Source organism: Niastella sp. (assembly GCF_045805085.1).
Classification (GTDB): domain Bacteria; phylum Bacteroidota; class Bacteroidia; order Chitinophagales; family Chitinophagaceae; genus Niastella.
Map to the genome: position 1 here is coordinate 1 of NZ_JBJMLX010000001.1, position 26,078 is coordinate 26,078.

Here is a 26,078-nt window from a genome sequence, read left to right on the forward strand (position 1 = left end):
CAGCAGGTCCTGCAGCTCCAGCAATTCCTGATATTTGGCTTTCCATTCCGTGTTGGAAGCAATGAGTTGTTCAATAAACAAGCGATCTTCAGCGCTGCCTGCGCCATCGAGGTACTCCCACAAACGATCTTCTATATTTTGTTGCTTGCTCATTGTTTTACTTTTAAAGATTAACAAACCGGTCAACTTTTCAACTCTACAACTACCTCACTAAAGTGTTTCTCCATTTTTTCTTTCAACCGTTGCCGCGCCCGGTGCAGTTTTACTTTGGCGGTATTGGGCTCAACACCCAGAATGCGACCAATTTCTTCCAGGCTTTGTTCGGCCTGGTAAAACAAAGTAATAATGCGGGCGTCATCGATGCTCAATAATCGCAATGCTTCATTAATCACCTGCACTTTCGATTTTTGTTCTACCTGGTTCGCCTTAAAAGCTGAATTCTGATTGTCGGCCAGGTCAAATACCTGCTCGGTATCCAGCGAGTGGATGACTACTTTTTTCTTACGTAAAAAAGTGATGCAGGTGGTGGTGACAATAGTATACAACCAGGTACTGAATTTTGACTCGCCCCTGAAATCGGCCAGGCTGCGATAGGCTTTTACAAATACATCCTGGGCTATTTCTTCCGCATCTTCCCGGTTAGCCGTATAACGCATTACAATGGTAAAAACGAAATTCTGGTATCGTTTTACCAATTGGGCATACTGTGCCTGTTCGCCTTGCAGTACGCTGTTTATGATCTCATTATCAACCGGTCCGGTTTGCATTAGTATGAATATGACGATGTAAGTGATGTTCAGGTTACAGTCAGTAGGCATGCAATATGCCGGAAATCGGGCTCTTTGATTATCAGTTGTTTATTTAGAAAGAATAGAACTGTTGTGTCCGGTTTTGATACTTTCTGTGTTCATTTATGAAAAAAGTGTCCGGGCGCTGTAACCAGCCATCAGCAGCTGTAGTCATAGTTGTGTAGAACTTAAAAAATAAAAACTATGGATAAAGGAGTACTTGCAATAATCTGGTTAATGATATCCTCATTAGGATTGTTGATCCTGATCTTTGGCATCAGGTATTTAATGAGTCGCGAAAACCTGGCGATGCTTGAAAAAGGTATGAACCCCAAAGACAAGATAAACCGGCCTGCACCCTATACCAATTTGAAATGGGGATTGCTGTTGTTTGGCGCCGGTGCCGGGTTGGCGTTATCGTATATTATTACATATATGCTACATGATTATGATAACCCTGCTTTGTGGTTTGCCTTTATTGCTATGGGAGGAGGTTGTGGGTTGATCGCATCTTATCGGATTGAGAAAAAGGAATTGCTTGATCGTCAATAGAAACTAAAAAGCCCATTCCTGTTACCGGAGTGGGCTTTTATTATGTATTAACTTGTTAACTTTTCAACGTGTGAACTTGTCAACCCCGTCAACTTTATCAACTTACTGGTCAACTTATCAACTGGTTAACTGGTCAACTTACTTCTTCATTTCCTCCATCGCTCTCGTAATCGCTGTATCATCTGAATTACTCACCTCATAATAACCTTCCATGCGCCAGATCTGGCGGGCCAGCCAGGTTTTGATGCGTTTTTCTACTTCTACTTTATCGCGGTCAGGAACGTTTTGAACATTTACTGAACTTTTGCCGGCATATGCTACCAGGCTATTCCAGGCCGTGCGCGTGTCGTTATAACGACGGGCAAAGTCCGCGGGGCTCTTAAACTGATCGAAGTAGGCTTTATTCTGCTGATAATAGATATAAATGAATTTGCTGAACAATTGGTTGTCGAACAGCACATATACATTGCTAGAGAAGGTGGCGGTATCGAAAGGAATAAACACATCGGGGGTAATACCGCCGCCGCCATACACAGTTCTGCCCTTCCTGGTTTTAAAGGCCGGTCCGGTGTGTTGGGTAACGGTATCGCCATTCACCAGCTCACCATTCATATATCGTTGGGCCAGTTCTTCATTATAAGCTTCGCGGCCTTTGTTATAAGGCTTTTGAATGTTACGGCCAAGGGGGGTATAATAACGGGCAACGGTTAAACGCAATGCAGAACCGTCGGTGAGGTCATATTGTTCCTGTACCAGGCCCTTACCAAATGTACGGCGGCCGATAATTGTAGCGCGGTCCCAGTCCTGCAGGGCGCCTGCAACCACTTCACTGGCCGAAGCCGAGCTTTCATCAACCAGCAACACCAGTTTGCCTTTTTCAAACAAACCCGGGCGTTTACAGTGGTATTCCATTTTCTCCGATCTATTGCCCTGGGTATATACGATCAGGCGCTCATCGTCGAGGAATTCATCAACGATGTCGGTGGCTTCGGTTAAAATACCGCCGCCATTACCCCGCAGGTCGAAGATGAGTTTTTTCATGCCCTTTGCTTCCAGGGTTTCCATGGCTTTCATAAATTCTTCGTAGGTGGTGCCTGCGAATTTATTCAGATGTATATAGCCGGTAGTGGAGTCGATCAGATAAGAGGCGTCTACTGAGTACAAGGGTATAGTGCCACGGGTAATGGCTGTTGATACCTGTTTGCCATTACGCAAAATGGTAACCTGTACCTTGCTGCCGCCCGCGCCCCGTAAAAAATTCTTTATTTTATCGCCGGTAATGGATTTGCCGGTAACTGTTGAGTCACCCACTTTCAGAAATTTATCGCCAACCTGTAAGCCGGCCTTGTCGCTGGGGCCATCGGAGAGAACGTTCGTAACATGTACGGTGTCGTCTATAATGAAGAATTCAACCCCTATGCCTTCAAAGTTCCCCTGAAGGTCTTCGTTTATTTCTTCCACGTTAGAGGCAGGAATAAAAACTGAATGGGGGTCGAGGTGAGCCAGCATTGCCTGTATGGCATCTTCGGTAAGGGTATCGGTATTTACTTTATCAACATATTTCAGGTTAACCAGGTCCATCACTTCCTGCAATACCGAACGTTTGCCACTGTTAAAAATGCCCCGCGAACTGGGGACATTCTGCCTTAATGCCGAACCTATGAACATGCCCGCGATCAATACTACAGAAAATAACAGAGGCATCCATACTTGAAGTCTTTTCATCTGAAATTGTATAGTTTGTTTTAATAAGGCCGGGGAATAGTTAATCCCTTTTTTCGACCCCTAATTCCCACCTGGGGCTGTGAGTGAATTTGCCGGAGCAGCAAAGAAACAGCACCGCAAGGGATAGAAATCTGAAAATTTTGGGCGAAGTTCATAATTAATTTGCAAGTAACGCTTTTTTGTTTTGAATGGTTACAGGCCGCATAAAAGCGGCACTTCAAACAAATGAGGGGTAGGGCTGGGGGCTGTAAACGAGGCCTTGTTGCGTTTTTATGCAAGGTATATGAGGTCTTTACGGCATGGTTGTTTCAGCTATGCGTCTTACCTTCGCGGGATGGCTATATGTGTAAACAAACGTGTAGCAAGGGGTTGGAATTATACGACTAAACGGATATAAATATGGCAATACTGCTGGCAGATAGTGGGGCCACTAAATGTGAATGGTTTCTGGCAGAATCGAAAGAAAGCACCAAAACGGTTTTTACCCAGGGTATAAGTCCGTACTTTTTTAATGAAGAAAAAACGGTGGCTTTATTGCAGCAGGAATTGCTGCCTCAATTGCCAAAATCGGCCGCTATTGAGGAAATACATTATTACGGAACCGGTATGCGTAATCCGGTTAATGTAGAAATGGTCAGGAAATCACTGGCCACTGTTTTTGAAAAGGCGGGAACGATAGAGGTAAGTGATGATATGCTGGCGGCCGCCAGGGCGCTGAACGGCCATAAGGAAGGCCTGGCCTGTAACCTGGGCACGGGTTCTTTTGCCGTTTATTATGATGGTAATACCATTGCCAAGCAGGCCCCGGGCATTGGGTATATTCTGGGCGATGAAGGAAGCGGCGCCTACCTGGGAAAAAAAGTACTTCAGTATTATTTGTACAATACGTTCGATGAAGAGCTGCGTTACAAGTTTGAAACAAGATATAATACAACTCCCGTTGAGATATTAGAGAATGTATACCGGAAGCCCCTGGCAAACAGGTACATGGCTACTTTTTGCCTGTTTTTGTCGGAGAACAGGGGGCATTACATGGTCGAAAACATCATTGAAGACGGGTTGAATGATTTCTTTTTTACCCATCTGTGCAAGCTCTCTGAAAGCTGGAAAAACCCCATCCATTTTGTAGGCGGCGTGGCTTTTGCGTTTCATGATATAATCAGCGATCTGTGCCATTCCTACGAATTTGACCAGGGAAAGATCCTCAAAGGCGCTATGGAAGGCCTGATCCGGTACCATGTGCAATAATGAAAACAACCTTATGCCCAACCCGAATAAAACATTGAACAACAGAAATATGTCAGCAGAATTTACCAGGATCACAGAGCAGTCGAGCGATTACCGGCATCTGGAGCAAATGAGTATTAATGAGTTACTCATCAACATGAACAATGAGGATAAAAAGGTGCCAGTCGCAGTAGAGAGAGCTATCCCTCAAATAGAGAAACTGGTGACTGCTATTTCAGATAAAATGCTGGCTGGTGGCCGTCTCTTTTATATTGGCGCCGGAACCAGTGGCCGCCTGGGTATCCTGGATGCCAGCGAAATTCCCCCCACTTATGGGTTGCCGCAAGGACTGGTGATCGGCATCATTGCCGGCGGCGATGTAGCCATTCAACGCCCGGTAGAACAGGCTGAAGACAGCTGGGAACAGGGCTGGGCCGATTTGATGAAACACGCCATCGATGAAAAGGACGTAGTGATAGGCATTGCCGCCAGTGGCACCACCCCTTACGTGATCGGTGCACTTACCGAAGCCCGTAAAAAAGGTATTATTACTGGTTGTATTACCTGCAATGCCGGATCTCCCCTGGCCGATGCAGCCGAACTGCCCGTTGAAGTAGTGGTAGGACCCGAATTTGTTACCGGCAGCACCCGCATGAAAAGCGGTACCGCGCAAAAGCTGGTGCTGAATATGATCTCTACCGCCGTAATGATCCAGATAGGCCGTGTAGAGGATAATAAAATGGTGAACATGCAATTGACCAATAGCAAGCTGGTTGACCGGGGCACCAAAATGGTAATGGAAAAAACAGGCATCAACAGCTACGATAAAGCCCGCGAACTGTTGCTGAAATATGGCAGCGTAAAAAAAGCGGTAGATTCGCTGGAATCAGACAGAGGGCAGAGATGAAAGAGGAGGCAGTAGGCTGAGTAGGCAAAGCGATAACTAACTAAATAGCATATAGCAAAAAGCCCATCTCGGTTACCGGTTGGGCTTTTATATTGTATTAACTTGTCAACTGTATCAACTCTTTCAACGCTATCAACGTGTTAACATGTTAACTCGTCAACTGATCAACTGGTTAACTGATCAACTTATCAACTCCCCCTTGCTACCTCCGTAAAAAGCTGTAACTTTTAGGTACATATCATTAAACTTAATACTTATGAGGTACAGATCTTTACACACTTCTTTTGCAGCCTGTATGCTAATGGTGACTGTACAGGTTTCCGCTCAACAAAAACCAACAATAGCTTTTGCTATAACCAGCTCAGAGAAAGGAAACTTTAACTGGACTGATGTTAAACAGATCGACTTAACAACCGGTACGGTTACCCGTTCCATCTTCGACAGCAAACAAACCAACTTCACGGTATATAATGCCCGGACAGGGGCAGCATTAAAGCCCGTTATACAAAATGGTGTTACGGTAACCACCAATGCTACCACGCCGGTGGCTTCTTTAGCTGCCGCCTGTGCCTACGACCAACGGCATAACCGCTTATACTATGCGCCCCTTTTCATGAACCAGCTGCGTTATATTGACCTGGATGAAAAGACGCCCAAAATATTTTACTTCGATAATGAACCGTTTATGCAGGTTACCGATGCAGCCAATGAAGCCAATAATGTAACACGGATGGTTATTGGCGCAGATGGCGATGGCTATGCATTAAGCAACGATGCCAATCACCTGATGCGTTTTACTACCGGCCGCAAACCCGTTATTACGGACCTGGGTGCGTTGCACGATGATGCCTCCAATGGCGAAAAGTCGGTACACGCAAAAACAACAGGCTGGGGTGGAGATATGATTGCGGATGCAGCCGGCAACCTGTATGTGATTTCAGCCTACCACCACGTGTATAAAGTCAACCTGCAAAACAAAGTGGCCGTCTGGGTTGCCGAAATACAAGGTCTGCCTGCCACTTACTCTACCAACGGCGCCGTGGTTGATAATGAAGGCAATTTAATTGTAAGCAGCGCCAATACTGCTGAAGGTTATTATAAAGTGGATATGCATTCCTGGAATGCCAGCCGCATCAGCATCAATGGCACCGTGTTCAATGCCAGTGACCTGGCCAATGGCAACCTGGCTTTCCCGAATGAAAAGCCAACTGTACCATTATTAAACAGCCGGGACATTGTACGCAATGGGAATATTGCCTTATATCCAAACCCCGTTGCTACCAACCAGGTGAGTGTAAATTTCAATGGTAAGGAATCCGGCCGGTATACCATACAGTTGCTTGACCTAAATGGTAAAATATTGTTACAACAAATTGCCGTAGTGAACGGAATCCAGGGTATACCTGTTTTGTTCAATACTGGTTTGGCCAAAGGACCTTATATGATAAAAGTGTTAAGCAATAGTAAAAAAACGGTATTTACCGACAAGCTGCTTATTGAATAATACAATAAAAAATATTTGGAAACCGCATTGCGAAGGCTGTAAATTGCTACAGCCTTCTTTTTTTTTAGGATACTGGAGCATTAAGCAATAGACAATAGGCAACCCTTCTACTTCGCTCATGACCAATGAGAAGGCATAAGAATTGTAGGGTTGTTTGTGCTTTGGAAGGTTTTGTTAATTGCCCATTGTCAATTGCCAATTGATTTAATTTATGCATGAAATAGAACCATTTTATAATTGGCGTCACATTTATACCAGTGAGCAGGATGAGCGATCTCCGTTCTTCGGAAGGGTGTATTCTGAATTTACATTTACACAAGCTATTTATAATTACCTGATACATCCGCAGTGGGACGATTTCGGTTCCCGCACCATGTACCTGAAAGTATTACTGGCCGACTACGAAGAGAAGTATGCGATCATTGAATTGATAGGTGAGTGGAATGATGCCATCGAGAACGACATTATGGAATTGAAGCGGGAAGTGATCGATGTATTCTTTTATGAAGGCATTACCAAGTTCATCTTCGTTGCCGAGAACGTATTGAACTTTCACAGCGGCGATAAGGACTATTACCAGGAATGGTTTGAAGAAGTAACGGATGAGGATGGCTGGATCGTTGTGCTGAACATGCCCGAGCAAACGCAGTACGATTTCAAAAGGGCCAAGCTTAACCGCTACCTCGAACTGATGGACCTGCCCAACTGGCGAACTTATAAACCCTTCCACCTGTTTAAGAAAATTGATGAGCAAATACGGAAAAGATTGGAATAGTCTAGTTGGAAACCGGGTTTTTAAATCGTTGAAAACCCACACTGGTAAAGGTTTTAGGTGCGAAAGGGCAGGTTGGGCGCAGTAAATTTGTTCGAAAAAAGTTTGTCTATAAGTAATTAGTTATTACTTTTGACCTAATGATTATCACAAAGGCATACCGTTTCTTTTACTTTTATTTTAGCTTCTACTTTACCAGTAGGCCGGGAATGCTTTTGTTGACAACAAAATAAGAATAAAGAAAAAAATCAACATAAAGAGTCCCGGCAAAAAGCCGGGACTTTTTTTATGTCTTTTTTAAACCACCGCAATTATGGTCGACCGAAAACAACAACAGGAGAGCACCGATGCAACGCCAGGAAGTAATGACTTGCAGGGTACGGGAATCAAGGTTTCTATCCAGGGATATGAAGGCAGTTTTCACCAGGTAGCAGCCCGGCAATTCTTCGGAAAAAATGTAGAAGTGATACCCTGCGCCACTTTTCGCGATGTAGTAAAAATTGCCAGTAACAAAAAAGAAAGCAACGGTGGTTTAATGGCTATCGAAAACTCCATCGCCGGCAGCATTCTTCCCAATTACAACCTGCTGCAAAAGAGTTCCCTGCAAATCATCGGCGAAGTTTACCTGCCCATAAAACAACAACTGTTAGTTAACCCCGGAGTGCAGTTAGAGGATATCCGCGAAGTGCACTCCCACCACATGGCCATTCAGCAGTGCCTCGAGTACCTCGACAAATACAACTGGAAGCTGGTAGAAACGGAGGACACGGCACTAAGCGCTAAACATGTTCAGCAGCATCGCAGTAAACACATAGCCGCCATTGCCAGCAAACTCGCCGCCGACCTCTTCAACCTCGAAGTAATTGCCCCCAACATTCATACTTTAAAAAATAATTATACCCGGTTCCTGGTGCTGGTGCCACCAGACGTAGCACAACCAGTAGCCGATGCCAATAAAGCCTCCGTGAATTTTCATACCGATCACTCACGCGGCAGTTTGGCCCGGGTGCTTAGCCGCATTGCAGATGCAGGCATTAATTTAAGCAAGCTGCAAAGCTCACCCATACCCGGTACCGACTTTCAATACAGCTTTTATGCAGATATGGAATTTGATACCCTTGACCAGTTCAATGCAGTGATCGATAGCATAAAACCAGTTACCCAGGATTTGAGAATATATGGCGTGTATAAAAACGGTAAAACAAACAATTAATCCTCTCACACTAACGACATGCAAACATCAAAAAGATTAGAAGGTATTGGCGAATATTATTTTTCGCAAAAGTTGCGGGAGATAGATGAGTTGAACAAACAGGGTAAGAACGTTATCAACCTTGGCATTGGCAGTCCCGACCTGCCGCCGCATGCCGATGTGATAAAGACCCTGCAGGAAGAAAGCGCCAAACCCAATGTGCATGCTTATCAAAGTTATAAAGGCTCACCTGCATTACGCAAAGCCATCAGCGACTGGTATAAGCAATGGTATGATGTTGAATTGAACCCTGATACAGAAATATTACCCCTGTTGGGAAGCAAGGAAGGCATCATGCACATTTGCATGACCTACCTGAATGCCGGTGATAAAGTACTGGTGCCCAACCCGGGCTATCCAACCTATAGAAGCGCCGTGAAATTAGCAGGTGGCGAATGTGTAGATTATGATTTAACCGAAGCCAATAACTGGGAACCCGATTTTGAGGCGTTGGATAAACTGGTGACTGCCGGCGGTACCTATAAGCTAATGTGGATCAACTATCCCCAAATGCCTACAGGACAGCTGCCTTCGGCCAGTCTGTTCGAAAAGATCGTGGCGTTTGGAAAGAAGCATAATATTCTTATTTGTCATGATAACCCTTATAGTTTCATCCTCAATGATAAACCGGCGAGCTTAATGCATGTGCCGGGCGCCAAAGAGGTGGCTATTGAACTGAACTCATTGAGTAAATCGCACAATATGGCCGGCTGGCGGGTAGGGACCCTGATAGGCGCCAAAGATCGCATTGACGAAGTGTTGCGGTTCAAAAGCAATATGGACAGCGGCATGTTCCTGCCGGCGCAATTAGCGGCCGCCAAAGCGTTACAATTGCCCAAAAGCTGGTACGATGAAGTGAATGCTATTTACAAAAAGCGTCGGGAAAAAGTATTTGAGCTGCTCGATCTGTTGCAATGTGTGTATGATAAAAACCAGGCAGGCATGTTTGTATGGGCAAAGATCCCATCTGCTTATAAAACCGGTTACGAACTGAGCGATGAAGTATTGTACAATACCGGGGTATTCATAACACCCGGCGGCATTTTTGGTAAAGCCGGCGATGGGTATATACGGGTAAGCCTGTGCAGTACAGAAGAAAGATTTGCAGAAAGCATTCAACGGATAAAAGCATTTAAACCAGCATTAAAAGTTAACTAAACCATGTTCAACACCGTTACCATAGTTGGGGTAGGCTTAATCGGCGGTTCCTTTAGCCTGGCTTTAAAAGAGCGGGCACTGGTTAAAAAAGTGATCGGGGTAAGCCGTACGGAATCAAGCGCCCAAAAAGCCATAGAGCTGGGTTTAATAGACGAAGCATTGCCATTGGAAGAAGCGGTAAAGCAGGCTGATCTTATTTACGTAGCCATACCGGTTGACGCTACCATCGGCGTAATGCAACAGGTGATGGATATGATAACCGATAAACAAATTGTGGCCGATGCCGGCAGTACCAAACATGCCTTGTGTGCGGCGCTGGCCAACCATCCCATGCGCCACCGGTTTGTAGCCACCCACCCAATGTGGGGAACGGAGTACAGCGGTCCCGAAGCTGCGGTTCGCAATGCCTTTGCCGGCCGCAGCTGTGTGATCTGTGAAAAGGAAAAAAGTGACCCAGCGGCGGTTGCAGCCATTGAAGAAGTGTATCGTCAGTTAGGCATGCACCTGGTATACATGGATGCTGACAGCCACGATATGCATACGGCCTACATCAGCCATATTTCCCACATCACCTCCTTTGCCCTGGCCAATACGGTACTGGAAAAGGAGAAAGAAGAAGGTACCATTTTTGACCTGGCCGGTGGTGGTTTTGAAAGTACGGTGCGGCTGGCAAAAAGTAACCCCGCGATGTGGGTGCCTATTTTCAAACAAAACCGCGAGCATGTGCTGGATGTATTGAACGAACACATAAGCCAGTTGCGCAAGTTCAAAGCCTGTTTGGAAAAGGAAAATTATGACTATTTATTAGAGCTTATCGAGCAGGCGAATAAGATAAAAAGGATACTGAAATAAGTAAAAATAATCGTTAAAAAGTCCGGTGGGCGGACATTTGTTCTTTGATAAGGATTAATTAGGTCAACGGCCATAATAACAGTACCTTTGCGCCAAATTTTCTGACTATGATTACATTTGATGCATTGGGTTTAGATGAACGGCTGATACAGGCTACCAATGCTTTAGGATATGTTAATCCCACCCCGATACAGGAGCAGGCTATTCCTGTTTTACTGAGCGGAACAAAAGACCTGGTGGGTTTGGCACAAACGGGTACAGGTAAAACGGCTGCATTTGGGCTACCCCTGTTGCATTTGGTGAATGAGCAGTTGAAACATCCCCAGGCATTAGTGGTTTGTCCAACAAGGGAATTGTGCATGCAGATCGTGAACGAAGTAGAAGGGTTCAAAAAGTTTATACCCGGTATGTTTGTGGCGGCGGTATACGGCGGCGCCCCAATAGGCCAGCAGATCCGCGAGCTGAGAAGAGGTGTACAGATCGTTGTAGCCACACCAGGCCGGTTGATCGATTTAATAGAACGCAAGGCAATTGACCTGGAACAGATCCATTACGTTATTCTGGATGAAGCCGATGAAATGTTGAACATGGGCTTCCAGGATGATATTGAATTCATTTTGAAGAACACCCCCAAACGTGAAGCCACCTGGTTGTTCAGCGCTACCATGCCACCCGAAATTCGCCGGGTAAGCAAACGGTATATGAAGGACCCGATTGAAGTGACAGTGGGTAAAATGAATTCTGCCAACAAGAACATCGACCACCAGTACTACATTACCAGTGCCCAGCACCGGTACGAAGCCCTGAAACGGTTGATTGATTTTAACCCGGGCATTTACGGCATCATTTTTACGCGTACAAAAGCCGATGCCCAGGATATTGCCGAAAAGTTAACCCGCGAAGGATACGACATTGATGCGCTGCATGGCGATTTAACGCAGCAGCAACGCGATAAGGTGATGGGCGATTTTCGTGAAAAGACCTTACAGCTCTTAATAGCAACGGATGTGGCCGCCCGCGGTATCGACGTACAGGGTATCACCCACGTTATCAACTACGAGTTACCCGATGATGTGGAAGTGTACACCCATAGAAGCGGCAGAACCGGCCGGGCCGGTAAAACCGGGGTATGTATGTCTATCGTGCATGTGCGCGAGCTGGGAAAAATGCGGCAGATACAAACCATTGTACAGGTGCCTTTCCACAAACTCGAGATCCCCACAGGCAAAGATGTTTGCCGCAAACAGTTCTATCACTTTATGGATAAACTGTTGCAGTTGGAGGTGAACCAGGGCGATTACGAAGCGTATGTGCCCATGCTTGAAGAGAAGTTCGCCGAAATGAGCAAGGAAGAGATCCTGAAACGCGTAGCAGCGCTGGAGTTCGACCGCTTTTTGAAATATTATGAGAACGCCGAAGACCTGAACGTACGTGAACAACGTCGTGGTGAACGCACAAGTGGCGAACGCATAATGGTGCGGAAAGATGGTGGTGGTGGTGACAGAAGACAATTCACCGATACCAGAGCACGGAAATTCGGCGGCGGTGGTGGTGGTGACTATACCAAGTTATTTGTGAACCTGGGTACAAAAGATGGTTTTTATAAAGCCAGTTTCCTGCAGTTCATTTTAGATATGAGCGAACTGCAAAAAGAGGTGCTCGGTAGAATAGATATGAAAGAAATGAATAGCTGGATCGAAATTGACAAACGCGTTGCGAGTCAGATGATCCGGTCTATTGATGGTAAAAATTACAAGGGCCGACGGATCAGGATGAATGAGGCTGATAGCCGCAGGTAAATAAAAATTTGAGAATGAGCAAATTTGAAAATACCAAAGCGGCGAGCCTCCGGAAGACCGGCAACCCATTTTCACATTTTCAAATTTGCTAATTTTCAAATTAACATAATATGGAACAAACATCGACAACCATGAGAGAGACCGTGCAACAGATATGGAAGAAGCGCCCGATCATTATCAGTGGACCTTGCAGTGCCGAAACAGAAGAGCAGGTGCTGGAAACCGCTACCCGTTTGGCAAAAACCGGAAAGGTAGATATGCTGCGTGCCGGTATCTGGAAACCACGTACCCGTCCTGGTAGTTTTGAAGGTATTGGAACCAAAGGCTTACCCTGGATGCAACAGGCTAAAAAGATCACCGGTTTACCCGTAACAGTAGAAGTAGCTACTGCAAAACAGGTAGAAGATGCGTTGACCTTTGAAGTGGATGTATTATGGATTGGCGCCCGTACAACGGTGAACCCTTTCAGCGTACAGGAAGTAGCAGATGCTTTACGTGGTGTTGATGTACCCGTGTTGATCAAAAACCCTATCAATCCTGATCTGGAATTGTGGACTGGCGCTGTTGAGCGTGTAGCCAAAGCAGGTATTAAACAAATAGGTTTGATCCATCGCGGATTTAGTTCTTATGGTAATACAGAATACCGGAATGCGCCCATGTGGCACCTGGCTATCGAAATGAAACGCCGCAATCCGGAGTTATTAATGATCAACGATCCTTCACATATTAGCGGTCGCCGCGATATCCTGCTCGATGTAGCTCAAAAGGCTATTGACCTGGATATGGACGGTTTGATCATCGAAAGCCATATCGATCCTGATAAAGCATGGAGCGATGCCAAGCAACAGATCACACCAGAAAAACTGGGCGAAATGATCAGTTCGATCCAATGGCGCAGAGAAGATGTAAACTCCGAAGAATATCACGCCGCATTAGAAAAATTGCGTCAGCAGATCAATCACCTCGATGATGAACTGATGCAGATCCTGGGTCAGCGGATGAAAGTGGCAGAAAAAATTGGTGAGTACAAAAAGAACAACAACATCACCATTCTGCAAACCAACCGTTGGAACGAGATCCTGGAAAGAGCATTTCAAAAAGGTGAAAAGCTGAACCTCAGCAAAGAGTTTATCACCAAATATTTTGATGCTGTACACATGGAGAGCATTAACCACCAGAATAAGATCATGAACTCGTAAGGGTGAATGGTCAATGGTGAATGGTGAATAACTCGCCAATTCAGAGATTTCGGATTAATCGGGAAACTTAAAATTGAGAGCTCCATTGACCATTGGCGATTGACCATTTGCGATTCGGGAATCTGCAAAAAAAGACTTCAATGAATAGCCCAACCAGCAAAGTGTATTTGTTCATTCATGTAATCACTTGTATAAAGAACAAAGAGCCTTTGTTGACCAAGCCTGTTCGTACTGTTTTATTTGCCCACATAAAAAAGCATGCTACAGAAAATGGGATCAACGTACTGTCGGTGAACGGCACGGATGACCATATGCATGCCGTGGTGCAAATGATGCCAACGCAAAACCTGGCGCAGATCATGAAAAGCATCCGTACCGATTCCGAAGCCTGGATCAATGAAGGCAACTTCATCAAGAGCCATTTTGAGTGGGAAGAAGGGTTCGCTGCTTTGAGTGTGAGTCCCAGTGGAATAAAACAGGTGTTGGAGTATCTTGAAAAACAGGAAGAACATCATAAAACGAAGACGCTGGACAGTGAGCTGGAAGTGTTTCAGAAAATTCAGATTTGATTAGCTTGTATGCAAACAAAAAGTTACCGGTTTTCATCCGCCACCGTGAATTATTACTTCGATGCCGACTTTTCCCAACTGGAAAAAATGGTCGGTCGGGAGCACGCGGTGCTGGTCACTGATGAACATGTTTTTCAGGCTCATAAAAGAAAGCTCAAGGGTTGGAACTGTATTACCCTGAAGCCGGGTGAAGAATATAAAGTGCAGGCCACGGTTGATTCTATCATTGAACAACTGATAGAATTCAAAGCCGATCGCAGCACCTGGCTCATAGGTATTGGCGGTGGCGTTGTTACCGACATTACCGGTTATGTAGCTGCGGTGTACATGCGAGGCATAAAATGTGGTTTTGTGCCCACCTCCATCCTGGCCATGGTAGATGCTTCTATTGGTGGAAAGAACGGCATCGATGTAGGCATTTATAAAAACCTGGTAGGCACTATTCGCCAGCCGCAGTTTTTATTATATGACTATAGCTTTTTAAAATCGCTGCCTAAACAGGAATGGATAAATGGCTTTGCAGAGATCATCAAGCATGGTTGTATAAAAGACCTGCCGTTGTTCAAAGAGCTCGAAAAGAACAAACTCACTTATTACCAGAAAAATAAACCGGCATTGGCCAAACTCATTCGCCGCAATGCAGAGATAAAATCAACTGTAGTACAGGCCGATGAGTTTGAAAAAGGCGAACGTCGCCTGCTGAACTTTGGCCATACCCTGGGACATGCTATTGAAAATATGTATGAGCTCAGTCATGGTCAGGCCATCAGTATTGGCATGACAGCTGCCTGCCAGATCTCGGAAAAGCTGGTGAAATTTAAAGACAGTGAGCGCGTGATCGAAGTGCTTGACCAATATGGATTGCCCACGCTGGCCAATTTCGATAAACCCAAAGCATTTGAGGTGTTGAAGATGGATAAAAAGCGCGAGCAAAAAGATATGAATTATGTGTTGCTGGAAAAAATAGGTAGGGGTGTAGTTAAGGCTATTCCGATGACACAGTTAGAGAAGATTGTTAATGAACTTTAGTTAACAGGGTGAGTCATCCGCCAGCTGGCGGATGGCCCACCCTTGCAACTCGTCAACTTATCAACTATGGTAGTAACGATTCAACCATCAGAAATAAAAGGTTCCATCCAGGCGCCGGCTTCCAAAAGCTATATGCAACGGGGTTGTGCCGCGTCCTTACTCTTCAAAGGAATCACTATTATTCGCAATCCTGGTCATTCAAACGACGATAAATCGGCCCTGGGTGTTATTCAGGACATGGGCGCTGTGGTGCAGCAACTAAGCGACGGTTCTTTACAGATCACCGGCGGTGGTGTAAGCCCCGATTGTGATGCCGTGAATTGTGGCGAGAGTGGATTGGGCATTCGCATGTTCACTCCCATCATTTCCTTAAGCAATAAGCGCATTACCATCAACGGGGAAGGCAGCCTGGTAACCCGCCCCATGGATTTCTTTGATGAAGTATTGCCGCAACTAGGTGTGGAGATCATTTCAAAAGAAGGCAAATTACCCTTGCAGGTGAGAGGTCCCCTGCAACCAAAAAATATTACGATCGATGGGTCGTTGAGCTCGCAATTCCTGACCGGCTTATTGTTTGGTTATGCAGCTTCCAACGCAAAGGATGTTACCATTACGGTTGACAATCTGAAAAGCAAACCCTACATCGATCTTACCTTAACGGTAATGAAGCAGTTTGGCTGGGAAGTAGAGAACCGGAATTATGAACAGTTCCATTTTACCGGAACTACCAAACCATCAGCTTCAACTATAACTTATACGGTAGAAGGCGACTGGAGTGGCGCTGCCTTTTTGCTCGTGACTGGCGCAATTGCCGGTGACATTGTTGTCAAAGGATTGGATGTACAATCAACCCAGGCCGATCGAGCGGTATTGCAGGCCTTACAGGCTTGTGGCGCCAAAATGTCTATTCAGTCAGAACAGATCGAAATTGGACCTGCTGCTTTAAAAGCTTTCCAATTCGATGCAACTGAATGTCCAGATCTGTTTCCACCATTAGTGGCATTGGCTGCTTATTGCAAAGGCACTACAGTCATAGAAGGCGTAACCCGGCTTACTCATAAAGAAAGCAACCGGGCGCTCACGCTGCAGGAAGAGTTTGGTAAAATGGGTGTTGAAATAGAACTGCAGGATAACCTGATGCTGATAAAAGGAGGCAATGGATTAAAAGGCGCGGCCGTGCATTCGCACCACGATCACCGCATTGCTATGGCTTGCGCCGTAGCAGCTTTAAAAGCAAGCGGCGAAACCGTTATCAGCGAAGCACAGGCGATCAATAAATCGTATCCTGATTTTTATGAGCATATTGAGCAATTAGGAGCTCAGGTGAGGAAAGAAGATAGCTCAAAGCAGAAAGCTTAAAAGGCAGAAGGCAGAGAAAATGCCGGCGATGCAAGGTCGTGATTAATTTCAACTCTCGCGAGCTATTTCACGTTTGCCGTTTGCCGGGCGGCAAGTCAAAGCCACAATTGCATTAATCGTAACGATATTTTCAATATAGACAATACATGAACAGCTTCGGACGCATATTCAAAGTGACCATATTTGGTGAATCGCATGGAGAAAGTGTGGGCGTGAATATTGATGGTTGCCCTGCGGGGTTGCCATTAACCGTTGAAGATTTCCTGGTAGATATCGAGCGTCGTAAAGGTGGAACCCAAAAAGGCACCACACCCCGTAAAGAAGACGATCTGCCTATTTTTAAAAGCGGATTGTTCAACAATAAAACAACCGGCGCTCCCATCACTATCATTTTTGAGAACAAGAATACGCGTTCAGGCGATTATGAAAAGTTGCGCGATTTTCCTCGTCCCAGCCATGCCGATTTTGTAGCCCACGACAAATTTGGCGGCTATGAAGATTATCGGGGTGGTGGACATTTCAGCGGCCGGTTAACCGTATGTCTCGTAGCGGTAGGTGTAATTGCCAAAAAATTACTGCAATATGAGAATATCACTGTTGCCGCTAATATCCTGGAGATAGGTGGTGAAAAGGACCTGGAGAAAGGATTACAAAAGGCTATCGATGCCAAAGACTCCATCGGTGGTATTGTTGAATGCCGTGCTAAAGTGCCCATGCGACTGGGTGAGCCATTTTTCGATTCAGTAGAATCATTGATCAGTCATGCCGTATTTGCGATCCCTGCGGTTCGCGGTATTGAATTCGGGACTGGTTTTGCTGCGGCCCGCATGTTTGGACTGGAACACAATGATGCTATTATAGATTCAAACGGTATTACCCGCACCAACCATGCCGGTGGTATAGTGGGTGGCATTACCAATGGCAATGAACTGGTATTCCGCATCGCCATAAAACCAACCGCTTCTACTCCAAAAGAACAGGATACACTGAACTGGAAAACCGGGGAAGTGGATACATTTTCTGTAAAAGGCCGTCACGACCTGTGTATTGCCTTGCGTGTGCCGGTGGTGCTGGAAGCAGTAACCGCCATGGTACTGGTTGATCTGATGTTGATGGAACAAAAATTATACAGACTGGTCCCGCCCACCATTCCCGAATCAAACCAGTAGTCAATGCATCAGTATACGATAAACGCTTCTATTCAAATAATGCCCATCGTACAGGATAAACATCCTTACTTGTGGGTCGATGATGCCATTGCCATCATTCAACAATCCGGCATCAAACATGAAGTAACGCCCTTTGCGACTATCTTAGAGGGTACCTACGATGATGTGATGAAAGTGATTCACCAGGTGAATGAATTCCTATACCAAAAGGGTTGTGCTGAGTGGATCTCTAATCTTCAAATTCAAGTTAGGAGTGGGGGAGATGTTACCGGGGATGAAAAAACTGAGAAATTTAGGTAAGTTGATCAGTTGACCAGTTAACCAGTTGACGAGTTAACAAGGGATTAAAGTGAGGCGTTTTCGGTAAGAAGGAAAAGGTTGATAGAGTTGATGAAGTTGATAGTGTTGATAAAGGGGCGGTGATAAAAAGAGTGAGGAATTTTGCCCTATCGCGAGTCATTTCACGTTTCACGTTTGCCGTTTCACGATTCAGCATGGCCGATTCACGACTGCCGATGCTTATCACTTAAGCAACTCATTAAACGGAATATCCAATACTTCATATCCCCGGTCATTGTTCCAAAAGAAATGCCACCACTCTGTATCAAGTTTAGTAAATCCGTGTTTCTCCATTACAGCCGTTAACAGCTTGCGATGTTCCTGTACGTTGATTGGTAAAGCAGTAAAATCCTGATGGGCCGTATCGCTGAAATTATCGAAGCCGGTGCCCATATCCAGCTCCCGATGGCTTTTTAACTCAACGATGGTAAGATCAACCGCCAGTCCACGATTATGTCCGGACCCTTTTGTCGGGTTAGCCACATACCGTTCATCCTTAATTAATTCCCAGAATTTTACCGTAACATCGTAAGGCCGGTAGGCATCAAATATCTTGAGGCCATATCCCCGGGCATTCAATTCTTTTTGAACCGCCGCCAGCGCCCGGGCGGCAGGTAACCGCAGAAAGGTGTGGTGAGTAGCCGGAACGTATAGTTGTAAATGGGTAAAATTATTGGTGGTGGCATACCGCAGATCATATACAATATTGGGTATTAGTTTTAGCAATTCCACCATTTTTTTGGCAGAATCATTGCTTACAGTTAATTGATAGTCAGCTAATTTGTTAATAACCGGCACCCCATATTTACTAACACTTGTTGTTTGCGCCAGGCAGGCGGTCACGTGGAAAAAAATCGAAAGCAGCATTAGGTAAATACCACGCTTAAGCACTATTTTGTATAACATTGTGGCCGGTTTAAAGGCAGGTTAGGAAAGTGAAAAGATACTAAACTTTTATACCGGATAACCAGGATCAATTAACATGAAAAAAGGTATTACCTCAGGCCTGCATTGGAGCATAATAATTGTAGCGCTTTTTTTAGCAGCCTGCCATGGACGTGGTAGAACGGCTAAACCCCCCGCCCCCAAAGCCAAAGACATTGTTGAACAACCCAAAGAATTGAATGTCAGCATTGAGCGAAACCTTCAAACCGCGCTCGAGTTTATTTTGGCCAGCAATGGCGTACTGAACGATTCCATGCACCTGACAAAGGATTCCCTCGTCAACGATATTTATCAGAAAAGAAGCTTTGAACCGGTTTGGAGCAGTCAGGATAAATGGCTGCCATTGAGCGACTCCCTGGTTGATTTTATTGGCCATGCTACCGAATTAGGCTTATTCCCTTCTGATTATCACTATAGTGTATTAAAGAACATTCGCGCTCAAACCACCCAGGATACCCTGGCGCAAAAGGATGCCGCCTTATGGTCGCGGGGCGAATTGTTGCTGACCGATGCCTTTTTCAGAATGTGCGCCGATCTGCACCAGGGCCGTCTGCCCTTCGACAGCGTTACCCTGCGGAAAGACACCCTGAACGTGACTGGCTACCTCAACTTGTTCGATACCCTTTGGCAATCAAAAGATGTAGCCGTTTTAATGCATTCGCTGGAGCCTAAACATACTGGGTATGATTCCTTGAAATACGGGTTGAAGAACTTCCTGCAATCCATAGATACCCTGAAACGCTATACGTATATTCCTTATCCGGCCCAAACTTCTGCGGATTACATTAACAATCTGAAACTAAGGCTGTTTGAAGAAGGACTGCTCAATTCGCCCTATGATTACATGGACACTACTTCTATGAAGTTGGTGATAGGTAAGTACCAGCGTGACAAGGGTTTACCTGAGACAGGGAAGTTGAATTCCGGCACGGCAGGCAGTCTGAATAACAACAACTGGGAAAAATTTAAGAAAATTGCCATTACGCTCGATAGGTATAAATTATTACCCGATTCAATGCCAACTACTTATATCTGGGTGAACATCCCGGCATATAGTATGAAGATCATGGATTCGGATATGATTGTGATGGAATCGAACGTTATAGTAGGGCAGCCAAAAACAAGAACGCCATTGCTGACTTCTAATGTGGTGAATTTTATCACGTACCCGCAATGGACGGTTCCTTACAGTATCATTTTCAAGGAAATGTTACCCAGGATCAAGGCCAACCCATCGGGGTATTTGAATAAACAGAATCTGATGGTGGTCGACAACAATGATAACGTGCTGAACCCGGATAGCCTGAATTGGGGAAAATATAACAAAAATTACTTCCCTTTCCTGATAAAGCAACGGCAGGGTGACGATAACTCATTGGGTGTGTTGAAGTTCAATTTCGCCAATAAGTACGACGTTTATTTGCACGATACCAATGCCCGCTGGCTTTTCTCGAAAGAGAACCGCGCATTGAGTCATGGTTGTGTAAGAATTAAGGATTTCATGAAATTGGCCGATTTTTTGGTTAGAAATGACACCCTCCGTTTTCCGCCCGATACCCTGCGGAGCTGGATAGGCAGAAGGGAAAAGCATTATGTGACCGGTTTTACCAGAGTGCCCATTTTTATCAGGTATTTTACCTGTGAGGAGAAGAACGGAGGTATTAGGTTTTATAACGATGTGTACGGGGAAGACAGGACCTTATGCCAACGGTATTTTGATAGTAAGACCCTTTAAAAACTCTAAGACTATGAAGAATGTATTGGTTGTAATAGCCCTGATGTTCTCTTTTTTTGCGTCAAAAGCGCAGATGAAGATTGACAGCATTGCATTGAATAAACAACGAAATGTGCCTGTAACTCAATTTGGTGTGGCCAGTTTCTATGCCGATAAATTTGAAGGTCAACGTACCTGCACCGATGTGGTATTCACCCAGAAAAAGCTTACCGCCGCCTGCAATACCCTCCCGCTCAATTGCTGGATAAAAGTTACCAACCTCAGAAATAAGAAAAGTGTGATGGTCAAGGTCAACGACCGCATGCACCCATCGAATCCCCGGCTTATTGATATGAGCAAGGCCGCTGCCCTTGCCCTGGGTTATACCGGCCATGGATTAACGAAAGTGAAGATCGAGTACCTGGGTAAGAACAAACCCGACGATGAAGAGATCGCTGGTAATAATTAATTTCTCCAGTTTGCAGCCACCTGTTATTTTTGTCCGGTACGGTTCTCCAAACCAAACCGGTTATGAAAAAAAACGTGGGATTTCTGCTGGCCATCCTGCCATTACTGGTGCCTGCTTTTAGCCAGGATGACTATGTACAACGGCCTACGTTAGGTATTTACTTCTTCTTCAATGATTTTCAAAAATCTGGTAAGTTAAAGGATATGTCGCCCGGACTGGCGTTGAACTATATCAGCGGGTTGAACAGGCATTTTGATTTCACTTCTGCATTAACCGGCAGCTTTTTAGATTATAAAAAAAAGGATGGCGCTACGCTGGGGCAGGATAACCTGTTGCTGGAAGGCGATGTGTCCCTGAAAGGAAAGCTGTTTTCAAATCGCTACTGGATAAGCCCCTTTTGGGAAATTGGTACGGGGATCTCGAAATTCAAAAGCTATTGGGGCGCCTTTATTCCCACCGGTACCGGCTTTCAGGTGAATTTATTTAATGAAGCCTATTTTATGTTCAATGCTCAATACCGCATAGCAGTGACCGAAACTGTGAGTGAACATTTCTATTATAGTTTAGGTATAGCTGGGGTAATTGGGAGAAGGAAGAATGAAAAACGTTCTGTGTTGCCTGAGTGATCCAAAGGGAAAGTTCGTAGGTTATTAAGTTCGTAAACCTAATAACCTACGAACCCAATAACTAAAGAACCCCTTTAGTAGAAGGAAGATAGTTGCTAAGCGGATCTCTCTTCACCGCCATCCTTATCGCTTTTGCAAATGCTTTAAAGATGGCTTCTATTTTATGATGTTCATTATCACCGTGGCATTCGATGTTCAGATTGCAACGGGCTGCATCGGAGAACGATTTAAAAAAGTGAAAGAACATTTCTGTTGGCATTTCACCAATGCGTTCTCTTTTAAATTCCGCATTCCAAACGATCCAGTTACGACCGCCAAAATCAATGAGCACTTTGGCATCCGCTTCATCCATAGGTAAAGCAAATCCATAACGTTCCATACCGCGTTTATCGGCCAGCGCCTGGGCAAATGCTTCGCCCAATGCAATACCGGTATCTTCTATGGTATGGTGTTCATCGATGTGCAGGTCACCGTTAGCACGAATGGTAAGGTCCATTTTACCATGACGGGCGATCTGATCGAGCATATGATCAAAAAAACCAAGACCGGTATAAATAGCGCCCTTGCCCCTGCCATCTACATTCAGTTCTATTTTTATCTGCGTTTCGTTGGTATTGCGTTCGTGGATCACGCGGCGCAGGCCCAGCTTCAGGTATTCGTAAATAGTGCTCCAGTGTGTGCTTTCCAATGCAATAACGGGACGCAGTTCCGCTATTTTATCCTGGATTTCACCGGCGCCCAGGTTGGGGTCCTGGTTCAACCAAATGGCTTTACAGCCCAGGTTTTTAGCCAGCTGTACATCGGTGATGCGATCGCCGATAACATATGAATTAGCGATGTCGTACTCCTCATTATTCAGGTATTGCGTAAGCATGCCTGTACCCGGTTTACGCGTGGGCGCATTGTCATGAGGAAAAGACCGGTCAATATGTACGGCGCTGAAATGAATGCCTTCGCCTTCGAGGCTTTTCATAACCAGGTTGTGCAGGGGCCAGAAGGTATCTTCCGGAAACGCATTAGTACCCAGGCCGTCCTGGTTGGTGACCATTACCAGTTCATAGTCCATCTCGCGGGCTATGCGGCCCATGTATTCGAACATGTGCGGGTAAAAGGTCAGTTTATCAAAACTATCTAACTGATAAGTAGGGGGCGCTTCGTTTATTAAGGTGCCGTCGCGATCGATGAATAGAATGCGTTTCAAAACAATATTTTAAAAGTTCACTATTATTTCAGCCTGGCCCGCATGGCTTTTACTTCACCAACTGCCACCAGGCTGGCTTTGTTGCCAAAGTTGTTGCGAATGTAAGTCAATACATCTGCAATTTCCTGATCTGATAAAGTAGATTCCTGCGGCGGCATGGGATTGTGGAATTTATCGCCGTCGATATCAATTTCACCACCCTGCAAGCCTTTCAGCACGATCTTGATCAACGCCTTTTTATCGCCTAACACCCATTTGGTTTTTGCCAATGGCGGGTTCATGTTCTGTACACCTAAACCATCGGGTTGATGACAGGCCAGGCAGGTAGCTTCGTACACTGCTTTACCACGCGTTAAAGCGGCTTTTAAACCACCTGGTTGTGGTTTTGTTTGCTGCGCTACGAATGCAGAAGCGATAACCAATACCAACAGGGCAAGCATTACTTTTTTTATATGCATGATTAACTAAGTTCTTTTTAAGTTTTAATTATTTGCTGTAGCTCACTTTCCAGATAGTACCATTGTTGTCATCAGAAACATATAAGGAACCATCGGGGCCTTGTGCCAGACCAGTGGGGCGGTATTTCGCTCTTCCGGTTGTAGCATCTTTTGGAAGTTGGGAAAAGCCGTCAGCAAATACTTCCCATTTGCCGGAAGGCATGCCATCCTTGAAAGGCACAAACACTACAAAGAAACCAGCTTGTGGTTCGGGGGCACGGTTCCAGGAACCATGGAATGCGACAAACGCGCCGTTCTTGTATTTGGCAGGGAATTGATTGCCGGTATAGAATAATAAAGCGTTGGGCGCTAAGTGACCAGGGAACTGAACTATTGATTTTGTTTTATCTGCACAACGATCAACTTTTTTACGATCGCCGCCATATTCAGGACACAGCAGTTTTTGTTGTTTATCGTTGTCATAATAGCAATAAGGCCAGCCGCAATCTGCGCCTTTGGTCAGGCGGAACATTTCTTCAGCCGGATTTTCTGCACCTTGTTTTTGATTGAACAGTTCAGGGAAGAACTGGAACAACTGATCGCGGCCATGTTGCATACAATACAGTTGATTTACTTCTGTATTCCAGTCAAGGCCCATTACGTTGCGCAAACCGGTAGCATAGCGTACGCCTTCTGCGTATGATTGGTTGAGCTTATCGGCTTTGAACTGCCAGATACCGCCTGCTTTTTCAAGAATGGGGCAGGGGTCTTGTCCGGGTGAACCTTTTACGCGGTCCTGCACCTGGCAGCAGTTGGTGGGTGCGCCGATGTTCACATAAATGTTGCCGTCGTTATCCAGGGTCAGTGATTTGGTATTGTGCTGGTTTTGCGCCAACAGGCCGGTTACTATCTTTTGTTCAGAAGCTGTGTCAACCTTGCCGGTCTTTTCGTCGATCTTGTAACGAAACACATCGTTATCGTTTGAGGCATACAGATAGCCGTTCTTGATGGCTATACCTGTACCGGTATAATTGCCAAAGCCGGTTATTTCATCAGCTTTGCCATCGCCATTGGCATCGTGGAGTTTTAAAATGCCTTTGCCGTCTTTTAACTTTTCGAGCTTAACGAAAATATCACCATTTGCAGCAACGGTCAGGTGCCGGGCTTTTCCCAGTCCGGAGGTTACTACAACAGATTTAAAACCCTGGGGTAAGGTAATAGGCGCTTCGTCTCTTTTAACAGTGCCTGTAGAAGATGATTTCACCCTGGTAGAATCACTGCCAAATGCAGCAGCTGCAAAAACTACTGTACATGCCAGGAACAAGATTTTTTTCATAATGGAGTATTTAAAGCGCTTTTTGTAAAGCGGGTTCTAAAATTACTGATTTAGCAACCTATTATCAGGCTGGTTTCCAGTTTTTCATGGCATTAACTACGGAAACGTTTTCCGAAGGCGTACCCACCGTAATACGTAAACAACCCGCGCACAGCTCTACACTGCTGCGGTCGCGTACAACGATGCCTTTTTCCAGCAAATAGTTGTATATGGCTTTAGGATTTGTTACCTGTACCAGCAAAAAGTTGGCATCTGAAGGGTATATCTTTTGAACCGAAGGGATTGTTAACAGGTCTTTGGCCAGCAGATCGCGCTGGGCAACAATTTCCTTGATCATATCATTCACCTGACCCACTTCTTCCAGCGCCTGCAGGGTCAGCTCCTGCGAAGCCTGGTTGATATTATAAGGTGGCTTGATCTTATTCATCACATGAATGATCTCCTCTGATGCAAATGCCATACCCACGCGCAGGGCGGCCAGTCCCCAGGCTTTTGACAGGGTTTGCAGGATCACCAGGTTGGGATAGTCGGCCAATTCCTGGGTAAAGGAGCGGAACCGGGAAAAGTTAATATAAGCTTCATCTATCACTACAATGCCGGAGTAATTATTTAAAATAACCTCTATGTCATCGCGGTCTAATGAGTTGCCGGTTGGGTTATTGGGCGAACATAAAAAGATGATCTTGGTATTGTCGTCGATGGCCTCTTCAATAGCCGGCAGATTTAACTGAAAGGCAGGTGTAAGCGGCGCCTTCTTTATATCCACGTCATTGATGTTCGCGCTTACCTGGTACATGCCATACGTGGGCGGACAAATAAGGATATTATCTTTTCCGGGTTCGCAAAAGGCGCGCATCAGTACGTCAATGCATTCGTCACTGCCATTGCCCAGGAAAATGTTCTCAACGGGAACACCCTTTATGGAGGATAATTTTTCTTTTACTTTTATCTGCAACGGATCGGGATACCGGTTATACCATTTGGTAAGCGGCGATCCGAAACTGTTTTCATTAGCGTCGAGAAAGGTACTGGCCTCGCCTTTAAATTCATCCCGTGCAGAAGAATAGGGCACCAGCTTTTTTATATTTTCTCTTAGTAGATTATTTAGGTCGAAAGTCATAATGTTAATATTATCGTGAAACGGTCCCGG

25 protein-coding genes are annotated in these 26,078 nt (G+C 45.3%); 18 read left to right on the forward strand and 7 right to left on the reverse strand.

What is annotated here, in order from left to right; translation table 11 throughout:
• Positions 1–182: 182 nt before the first annotated feature.
• Positions 183–818: an RNA polymerase sigma factor gene (locus ACJ751_RS00005; protein ID WP_407743307.1), complete on the reverse strand. Its 636-nt coding sequence runs from the start codon at positions 816–818 to the stop codon at positions 183–185.
• 174 nt (positions 819–992) lie between these two features.
• Here ACJ751_RS00005 and ACJ751_RS00010 point away from each other — a divergent pair, with 174 nt between their 5' ends.
• Positions 993–1,340: a DUF6249 domain-containing protein gene (locus tag ACJ751_RS00010; RefSeq protein WP_407743308.1), complete on the forward strand. Its 348-nt coding sequence runs from the start codon at positions 993–995 to the stop codon at positions 1,338–1,340.
• A gap of 138 nt (positions 1,341–1,478) precedes the next feature.
• On the opposite strand, the gene ACJ751_RS00015 is transcribed toward ACJ751_RS00010, so the two are convergent.
• Complete coding sequence (locus tag ACJ751_RS00015; RefSeq protein ID WP_407743309.1) at positions 1,479–3,065, reverse strand: S41 family peptidase; 1,587 nt, start codon at positions 3,063–3,065, stop codon at positions 1,479–1,481.
• Between the two features lie 399 nt (positions 3,066–3,464).
• On the opposite strand from ACJ751_RS00015, the gene ACJ751_RS00020 reads away from it, so the two are divergent.
• From ACJ751_RS00020 to ACJ751_RS00085, 14 genes are all read left to right on the forward strand, one after another.
• Positions 3,465–4,313 (forward strand): N-acetylglucosamine kinase, encoded by an 849-nt coding sequence (locus ACJ751_RS00020; RefSeq protein WP_407743310.1) that lies wholly within the window; start codon positions 3,465–3,467, stop codon positions 4,311–4,313.
• 49 nt (positions 4,314–4,362) lie between these two features.
• Positions 4,363–5,199, forward strand: coding sequence for an N-acetylmuramic acid 6-phosphate etherase (murQ, locus tag ACJ751_RS00025; RefSeq protein WP_407743311.1), 837 nt, complete (start codon positions 4,363–4,365; stop codon positions 5,197–5,199).
• A 256-nt stretch (positions 5,200–5,455) separates the two neighbouring features.
• Positions 5,456–6,703, forward strand: a complete 1,248-nt coding sequence (locus ACJ751_RS00030; protein WP_407743312.1) for a T9SS type A sorting domain-containing protein — start codon at positions 5,456–5,458, stop codon at positions 6,701–6,703.
• Between the two features lie 211 nt (positions 6,704–6,914).
• The gene (locus ACJ751_RS00035; protein ID WP_407743313.1) at positions 6,915–7,478 is read left to right on the forward strand and encodes a hypothetical protein; all 564 of its coding nucleotides are present in this window, start codon (positions 6,915–6,917) and stop codon (positions 7,476–7,478) included.
• Positions 7,479–7,788: 310 nt separating this feature from the next.
• A complete protein-coding gene (locus tag ACJ751_RS00040; protein ID WP_407743314.1) occupies positions 7,789–8,688 on the forward strand; it encodes a prephenate dehydratase in 900 nt (299 codons plus the stop codon).
• 18 nt (positions 8,689–8,706) lie between these two features.
• A complete protein-coding gene (locus ACJ751_RS00045; protein WP_407743315.1) occupies positions 8,707–9,885 on the forward strand; it encodes a pyridoxal phosphate-dependent aminotransferase in 1,179 nt (392 codons plus the stop codon).
• Between the two features lie 3 nt (positions 9,886–9,888).
• Complete coding sequence (locus tag ACJ751_RS00050; RefSeq protein ID WP_407743316.1) at positions 9,889–10,737, forward strand: prephenate dehydrogenase; 849 nt, start codon at positions 9,889–9,891, stop codon at positions 10,735–10,737.
• Positions 10,738–10,844: 107 nt separating this feature from the next.
• Positions 10,845–12,536, forward strand: a complete 1,692-nt coding sequence (locus ACJ751_RS00055; protein WP_407743317.1) for a DEAD/DEAH box helicase — start codon at positions 10,845–10,847, stop codon at positions 12,534–12,536.
• Between the two features lie 110 nt (positions 12,537–12,646).
• A complete protein-coding gene (locus ACJ751_RS00060) occupies positions 12,647–13,735 on the forward strand; it encodes a chorismate mutase (protein ID WP_407743318.1) in 1,089 nt (362 codons plus the stop codon).
• A gap of 140 nt (positions 13,736–13,875) precedes the next feature.
• A complete protein-coding gene (locus ACJ751_RS00065; protein WP_407743319.1) occupies positions 13,876–14,304 on the forward strand; it encodes a transposase in 429 nt (142 codons plus the stop codon).
• 9 nt (positions 14,305–14,313) lie between these two features.
• Complete coding sequence (aroB, locus tag ACJ751_RS00070) at positions 14,314–15,333, forward strand: 3-dehydroquinate synthase (RefSeq protein ID WP_407743320.1); 1,020 nt, start codon at positions 14,314–14,316, stop codon at positions 15,331–15,333.
• 66 nt (positions 15,334–15,399) lie between these two features.
• A complete protein-coding gene (gene aroA / locus ACJ751_RS00075) occupies positions 15,400–16,692 on the forward strand; it encodes a 3-phosphoshikimate 1-carboxyvinyltransferase (protein WP_407743321.1) in 1,293 nt (430 codons plus the stop codon).
• 146 nt (positions 16,693–16,838) lie between these two features.
• Entirely contained in the window at positions 16,839–17,861 is a 1,023-nt protein-coding gene (locus tag ACJ751_RS00080) for a chorismate synthase (RefSeq protein WP_407743322.1), read from the forward strand.
• A 3-nt stretch (positions 17,862–17,864) separates the two neighbouring features.
• Complete coding sequence (locus ACJ751_RS00085; protein WP_407743323.1) at positions 17,865–18,161, forward strand: MTH1187 family thiamine-binding protein; 297 nt, start codon at positions 17,865–17,867, stop codon at positions 18,159–18,161.
• A gap of 222 nt (positions 18,162–18,383) precedes the next feature.
• On the opposite strand, the gene ACJ751_RS00090 is transcribed toward ACJ751_RS00085, so the two are convergent.
• On the reverse strand, positions 18,384–19,106 hold the full coding sequence (locus tag ACJ751_RS00090) for a M15 family metallopeptidase (RefSeq protein ID WP_407743324.1): 723 nt from the start codon (positions 19,104–19,106) through the stop codon (positions 18,384–18,386).
• Positions 19,107–19,182: 76 nt separating this feature from the next.
• Between ACJ751_RS00090 and ACJ751_RS00095 the strand changes: the two genes are divergently transcribed.
• From ACJ751_RS00095 to ACJ751_RS00105, 3 genes are all read left to right on the forward strand, one after another.
• Complete coding sequence (locus tag ACJ751_RS00095) at positions 19,183–20,880, forward strand: murein L,D-transpeptidase (RefSeq protein WP_407743325.1); 1,698 nt, start codon at positions 19,183–19,185, stop codon at positions 20,878–20,880.
• Between the two features lie 13 nt (positions 20,881–20,893).
• Positions 20,894–21,328, forward strand: coding sequence for a septal ring lytic transglycosylase RlpA family protein (locus ACJ751_RS00100; RefSeq protein WP_407743326.1), 435 nt, complete (start codon positions 20,894–20,896; stop codon positions 21,326–21,328).
• Positions 21,329–21,390: 62 nt separating this feature from the next.
• Positions 21,391–21,954 carry a hypothetical protein gene (locus tag ACJ751_RS00105; RefSeq protein WP_407743327.1) on the forward strand — a complete coding sequence of 188 codons (564 nt, stop codon included), beginning with the start codon at positions 21,391–21,393 and terminating at the stop codon, positions 21,952–21,954.
• 61 nt (positions 21,955–22,015) lie between these two features.
• Here the strand turns inward: ACJ751_RS00105 and hisB are convergent, their stop codons facing one another.
• From hisB to hisC, 4 genes are all read right to left on the reverse strand, one after another.
• Entirely contained in the window at positions 22,016–23,155 is a 1,140-nt protein-coding gene (gene hisB / locus ACJ751_RS00110) for a bifunctional histidinol-phosphatase/imidazoleglycerol-phosphate dehydratase HisB (protein WP_407743328.1), read from the reverse strand.
• 23 nt (positions 23,156–23,178) lie between these two features.
• Positions 23,179–23,613, reverse strand: a complete 435-nt coding sequence (locus ACJ751_RS00115) for a c-type cytochrome (protein ID WP_407743329.1) — start codon at positions 23,611–23,613, stop codon at positions 23,179–23,181.
• Between the two features lie 28 nt (positions 23,614–23,641).
• Entirely contained in the window at positions 23,642–24,928 is a 1,287-nt protein-coding gene (locus ACJ751_RS00120; RefSeq protein WP_407743330.1) for a PQQ-dependent sugar dehydrogenase, read from the reverse strand.
• A 64-nt stretch (positions 24,929–24,992) separates the two neighbouring features.
• Positions 24,993–26,048 carry a histidinol-phosphate transaminase gene (gene hisC / locus ACJ751_RS00125; RefSeq protein ID WP_407743331.1) on the reverse strand — a complete coding sequence of 352 codons (1,056 nt, stop codon included), beginning with the start codon at positions 26,046–26,048 and terminating at the stop codon, positions 24,993–24,995.
• Positions 26,049–26,078 lie beyond the last annotated feature (30 nt).

Coding starts and splice junctions, on each gene's coding strand:
- ACJ751_RS00005 (WP_407743307.1), bottom strand. CDS start 818: ATGCCTACTGACTGTAACCTGAACATCACTTACATCGTCATATTCATA.
- ACJ751_RS00010 (WP_407743308.1), top strand. CDS start 993: ATGGATAAAGGAGTACTTGCAATAATCTGGTTAATGATATCCTCATTA.
- ACJ751_RS00015 (WP_407743309.1), bottom strand. CDS start 3,065: ATGAAAAGACTTCAAGTATGGATGCCTCTGTTATTTTCTGTAGTATTG.
- ACJ751_RS00020 (WP_407743310.1), top strand. CDS start 3,465: ATGGCAATACTGCTGGCAGATAGTGGGGCCACTAAATGTGAATGGTTT.
- murQ (WP_407743311.1), top strand. CDS start 4,363: ATGTCAGCAGAATTTACCAGGATCACAGAGCAGTCGAGCGATTACCGG.
- ACJ751_RS00030 (WP_407743312.1), top strand. CDS start 5,456: ATGAGGTACAGATCTTTACACACTTCTTTTGCAGCCTGTATGCTAATG.
- ACJ751_RS00035 (WP_407743313.1), top strand. CDS start 6,915: ATGCATGAAATAGAACCATTTTATAATTGGCGTCACATTTATACCAGT.
- ACJ751_RS00040 (WP_407743314.1), top strand. CDS start 7,789: ATGGTCGACCGAAAACAACAACAGGAGAGCACCGATGCAACGCCAGGA.
- ACJ751_RS00045 (WP_407743315.1), top strand. CDS start 8,707: ATGCAAACATCAAAAAGATTAGAAGGTATTGGCGAATATTATTTTTCG.
- ACJ751_RS00050 (WP_407743316.1), top strand. CDS start 9,889: ATGTTCAACACCGTTACCATAGTTGGGGTAGGCTTAATCGGCGGTTCC.
- ACJ751_RS00055 (WP_407743317.1), top strand. CDS start 10,845: ATGATTACATTTGATGCATTGGGTTTAGATGAACGGCTGATACAGGCT.
- ACJ751_RS00060 (WP_407743318.1), top strand. CDS start 12,647: ATGGAACAAACATCGACAACCATGAGAGAGACCGTGCAACAGATATGG.
- ACJ751_RS00065 (WP_407743319.1), top strand. CDS start 13,876: ATGAATAGCCCAACCAGCAAAGTGTATTTGTTCATTCATGTAATCACT.
- aroB (WP_407743320.1), top strand. CDS start 14,314: ATGCAAACAAAAAGTTACCGGTTTTCATCCGCCACCGTGAATTATTAC.
- aroA (WP_407743321.1), top strand. CDS start 15,400: ATGGTAGTAACGATTCAACCATCAGAAATAAAAGGTTCCATCCAGGCG.
- ACJ751_RS00080 (WP_407743322.1), top strand. CDS start 16,839: ATGAACAGCTTCGGACGCATATTCAAAGTGACCATATTTGGTGAATCG.
- ACJ751_RS00085 (WP_407743323.1), top strand. CDS start 17,865: ATGCATCAGTATACGATAAACGCTTCTATTCAAATAATGCCCATCGTA.
- ACJ751_RS00090 (WP_407743324.1), bottom strand. CDS start 19,106: ATGTTATACAAAATAGTGCTTAAGCGTGGTATTTACCTAATGCTGCTT.
- ACJ751_RS00095 (WP_407743325.1), top strand. CDS start 19,183: ATGAAAAAAGGTATTACCTCAGGCCTGCATTGGAGCATAATAATTGTA.
- ACJ751_RS00100 (WP_407743326.1), top strand. CDS start 20,894: ATGAAGAATGTATTGGTTGTAATAGCCCTGATGTTCTCTTTTTTTGCG.
- ACJ751_RS00105 (WP_407743327.1), top strand. CDS start 21,391: ATGAAAAAAAACGTGGGATTTCTGCTGGCCATCCTGCCATTACTGGTG.
- ACJ751_RS00115 (WP_407743329.1), bottom strand. CDS start 23,613: ATGCATATAAAAAAAGTAATGCTTGCCCTGTTGGTATTGGTTATCGCT.
- ACJ751_RS00120 (WP_407743330.1), bottom strand. CDS start 24,928: ATGAAAAAAATCTTGTTCCTGGCATGTACAGTAGTTTTTGCAGCTGCT.
- hisC (WP_407743331.1), bottom strand. CDS start 26,048: ATGACTTTCGACCTAAATAATCTACTAAGAGAAAATATAAAAAAGCTG.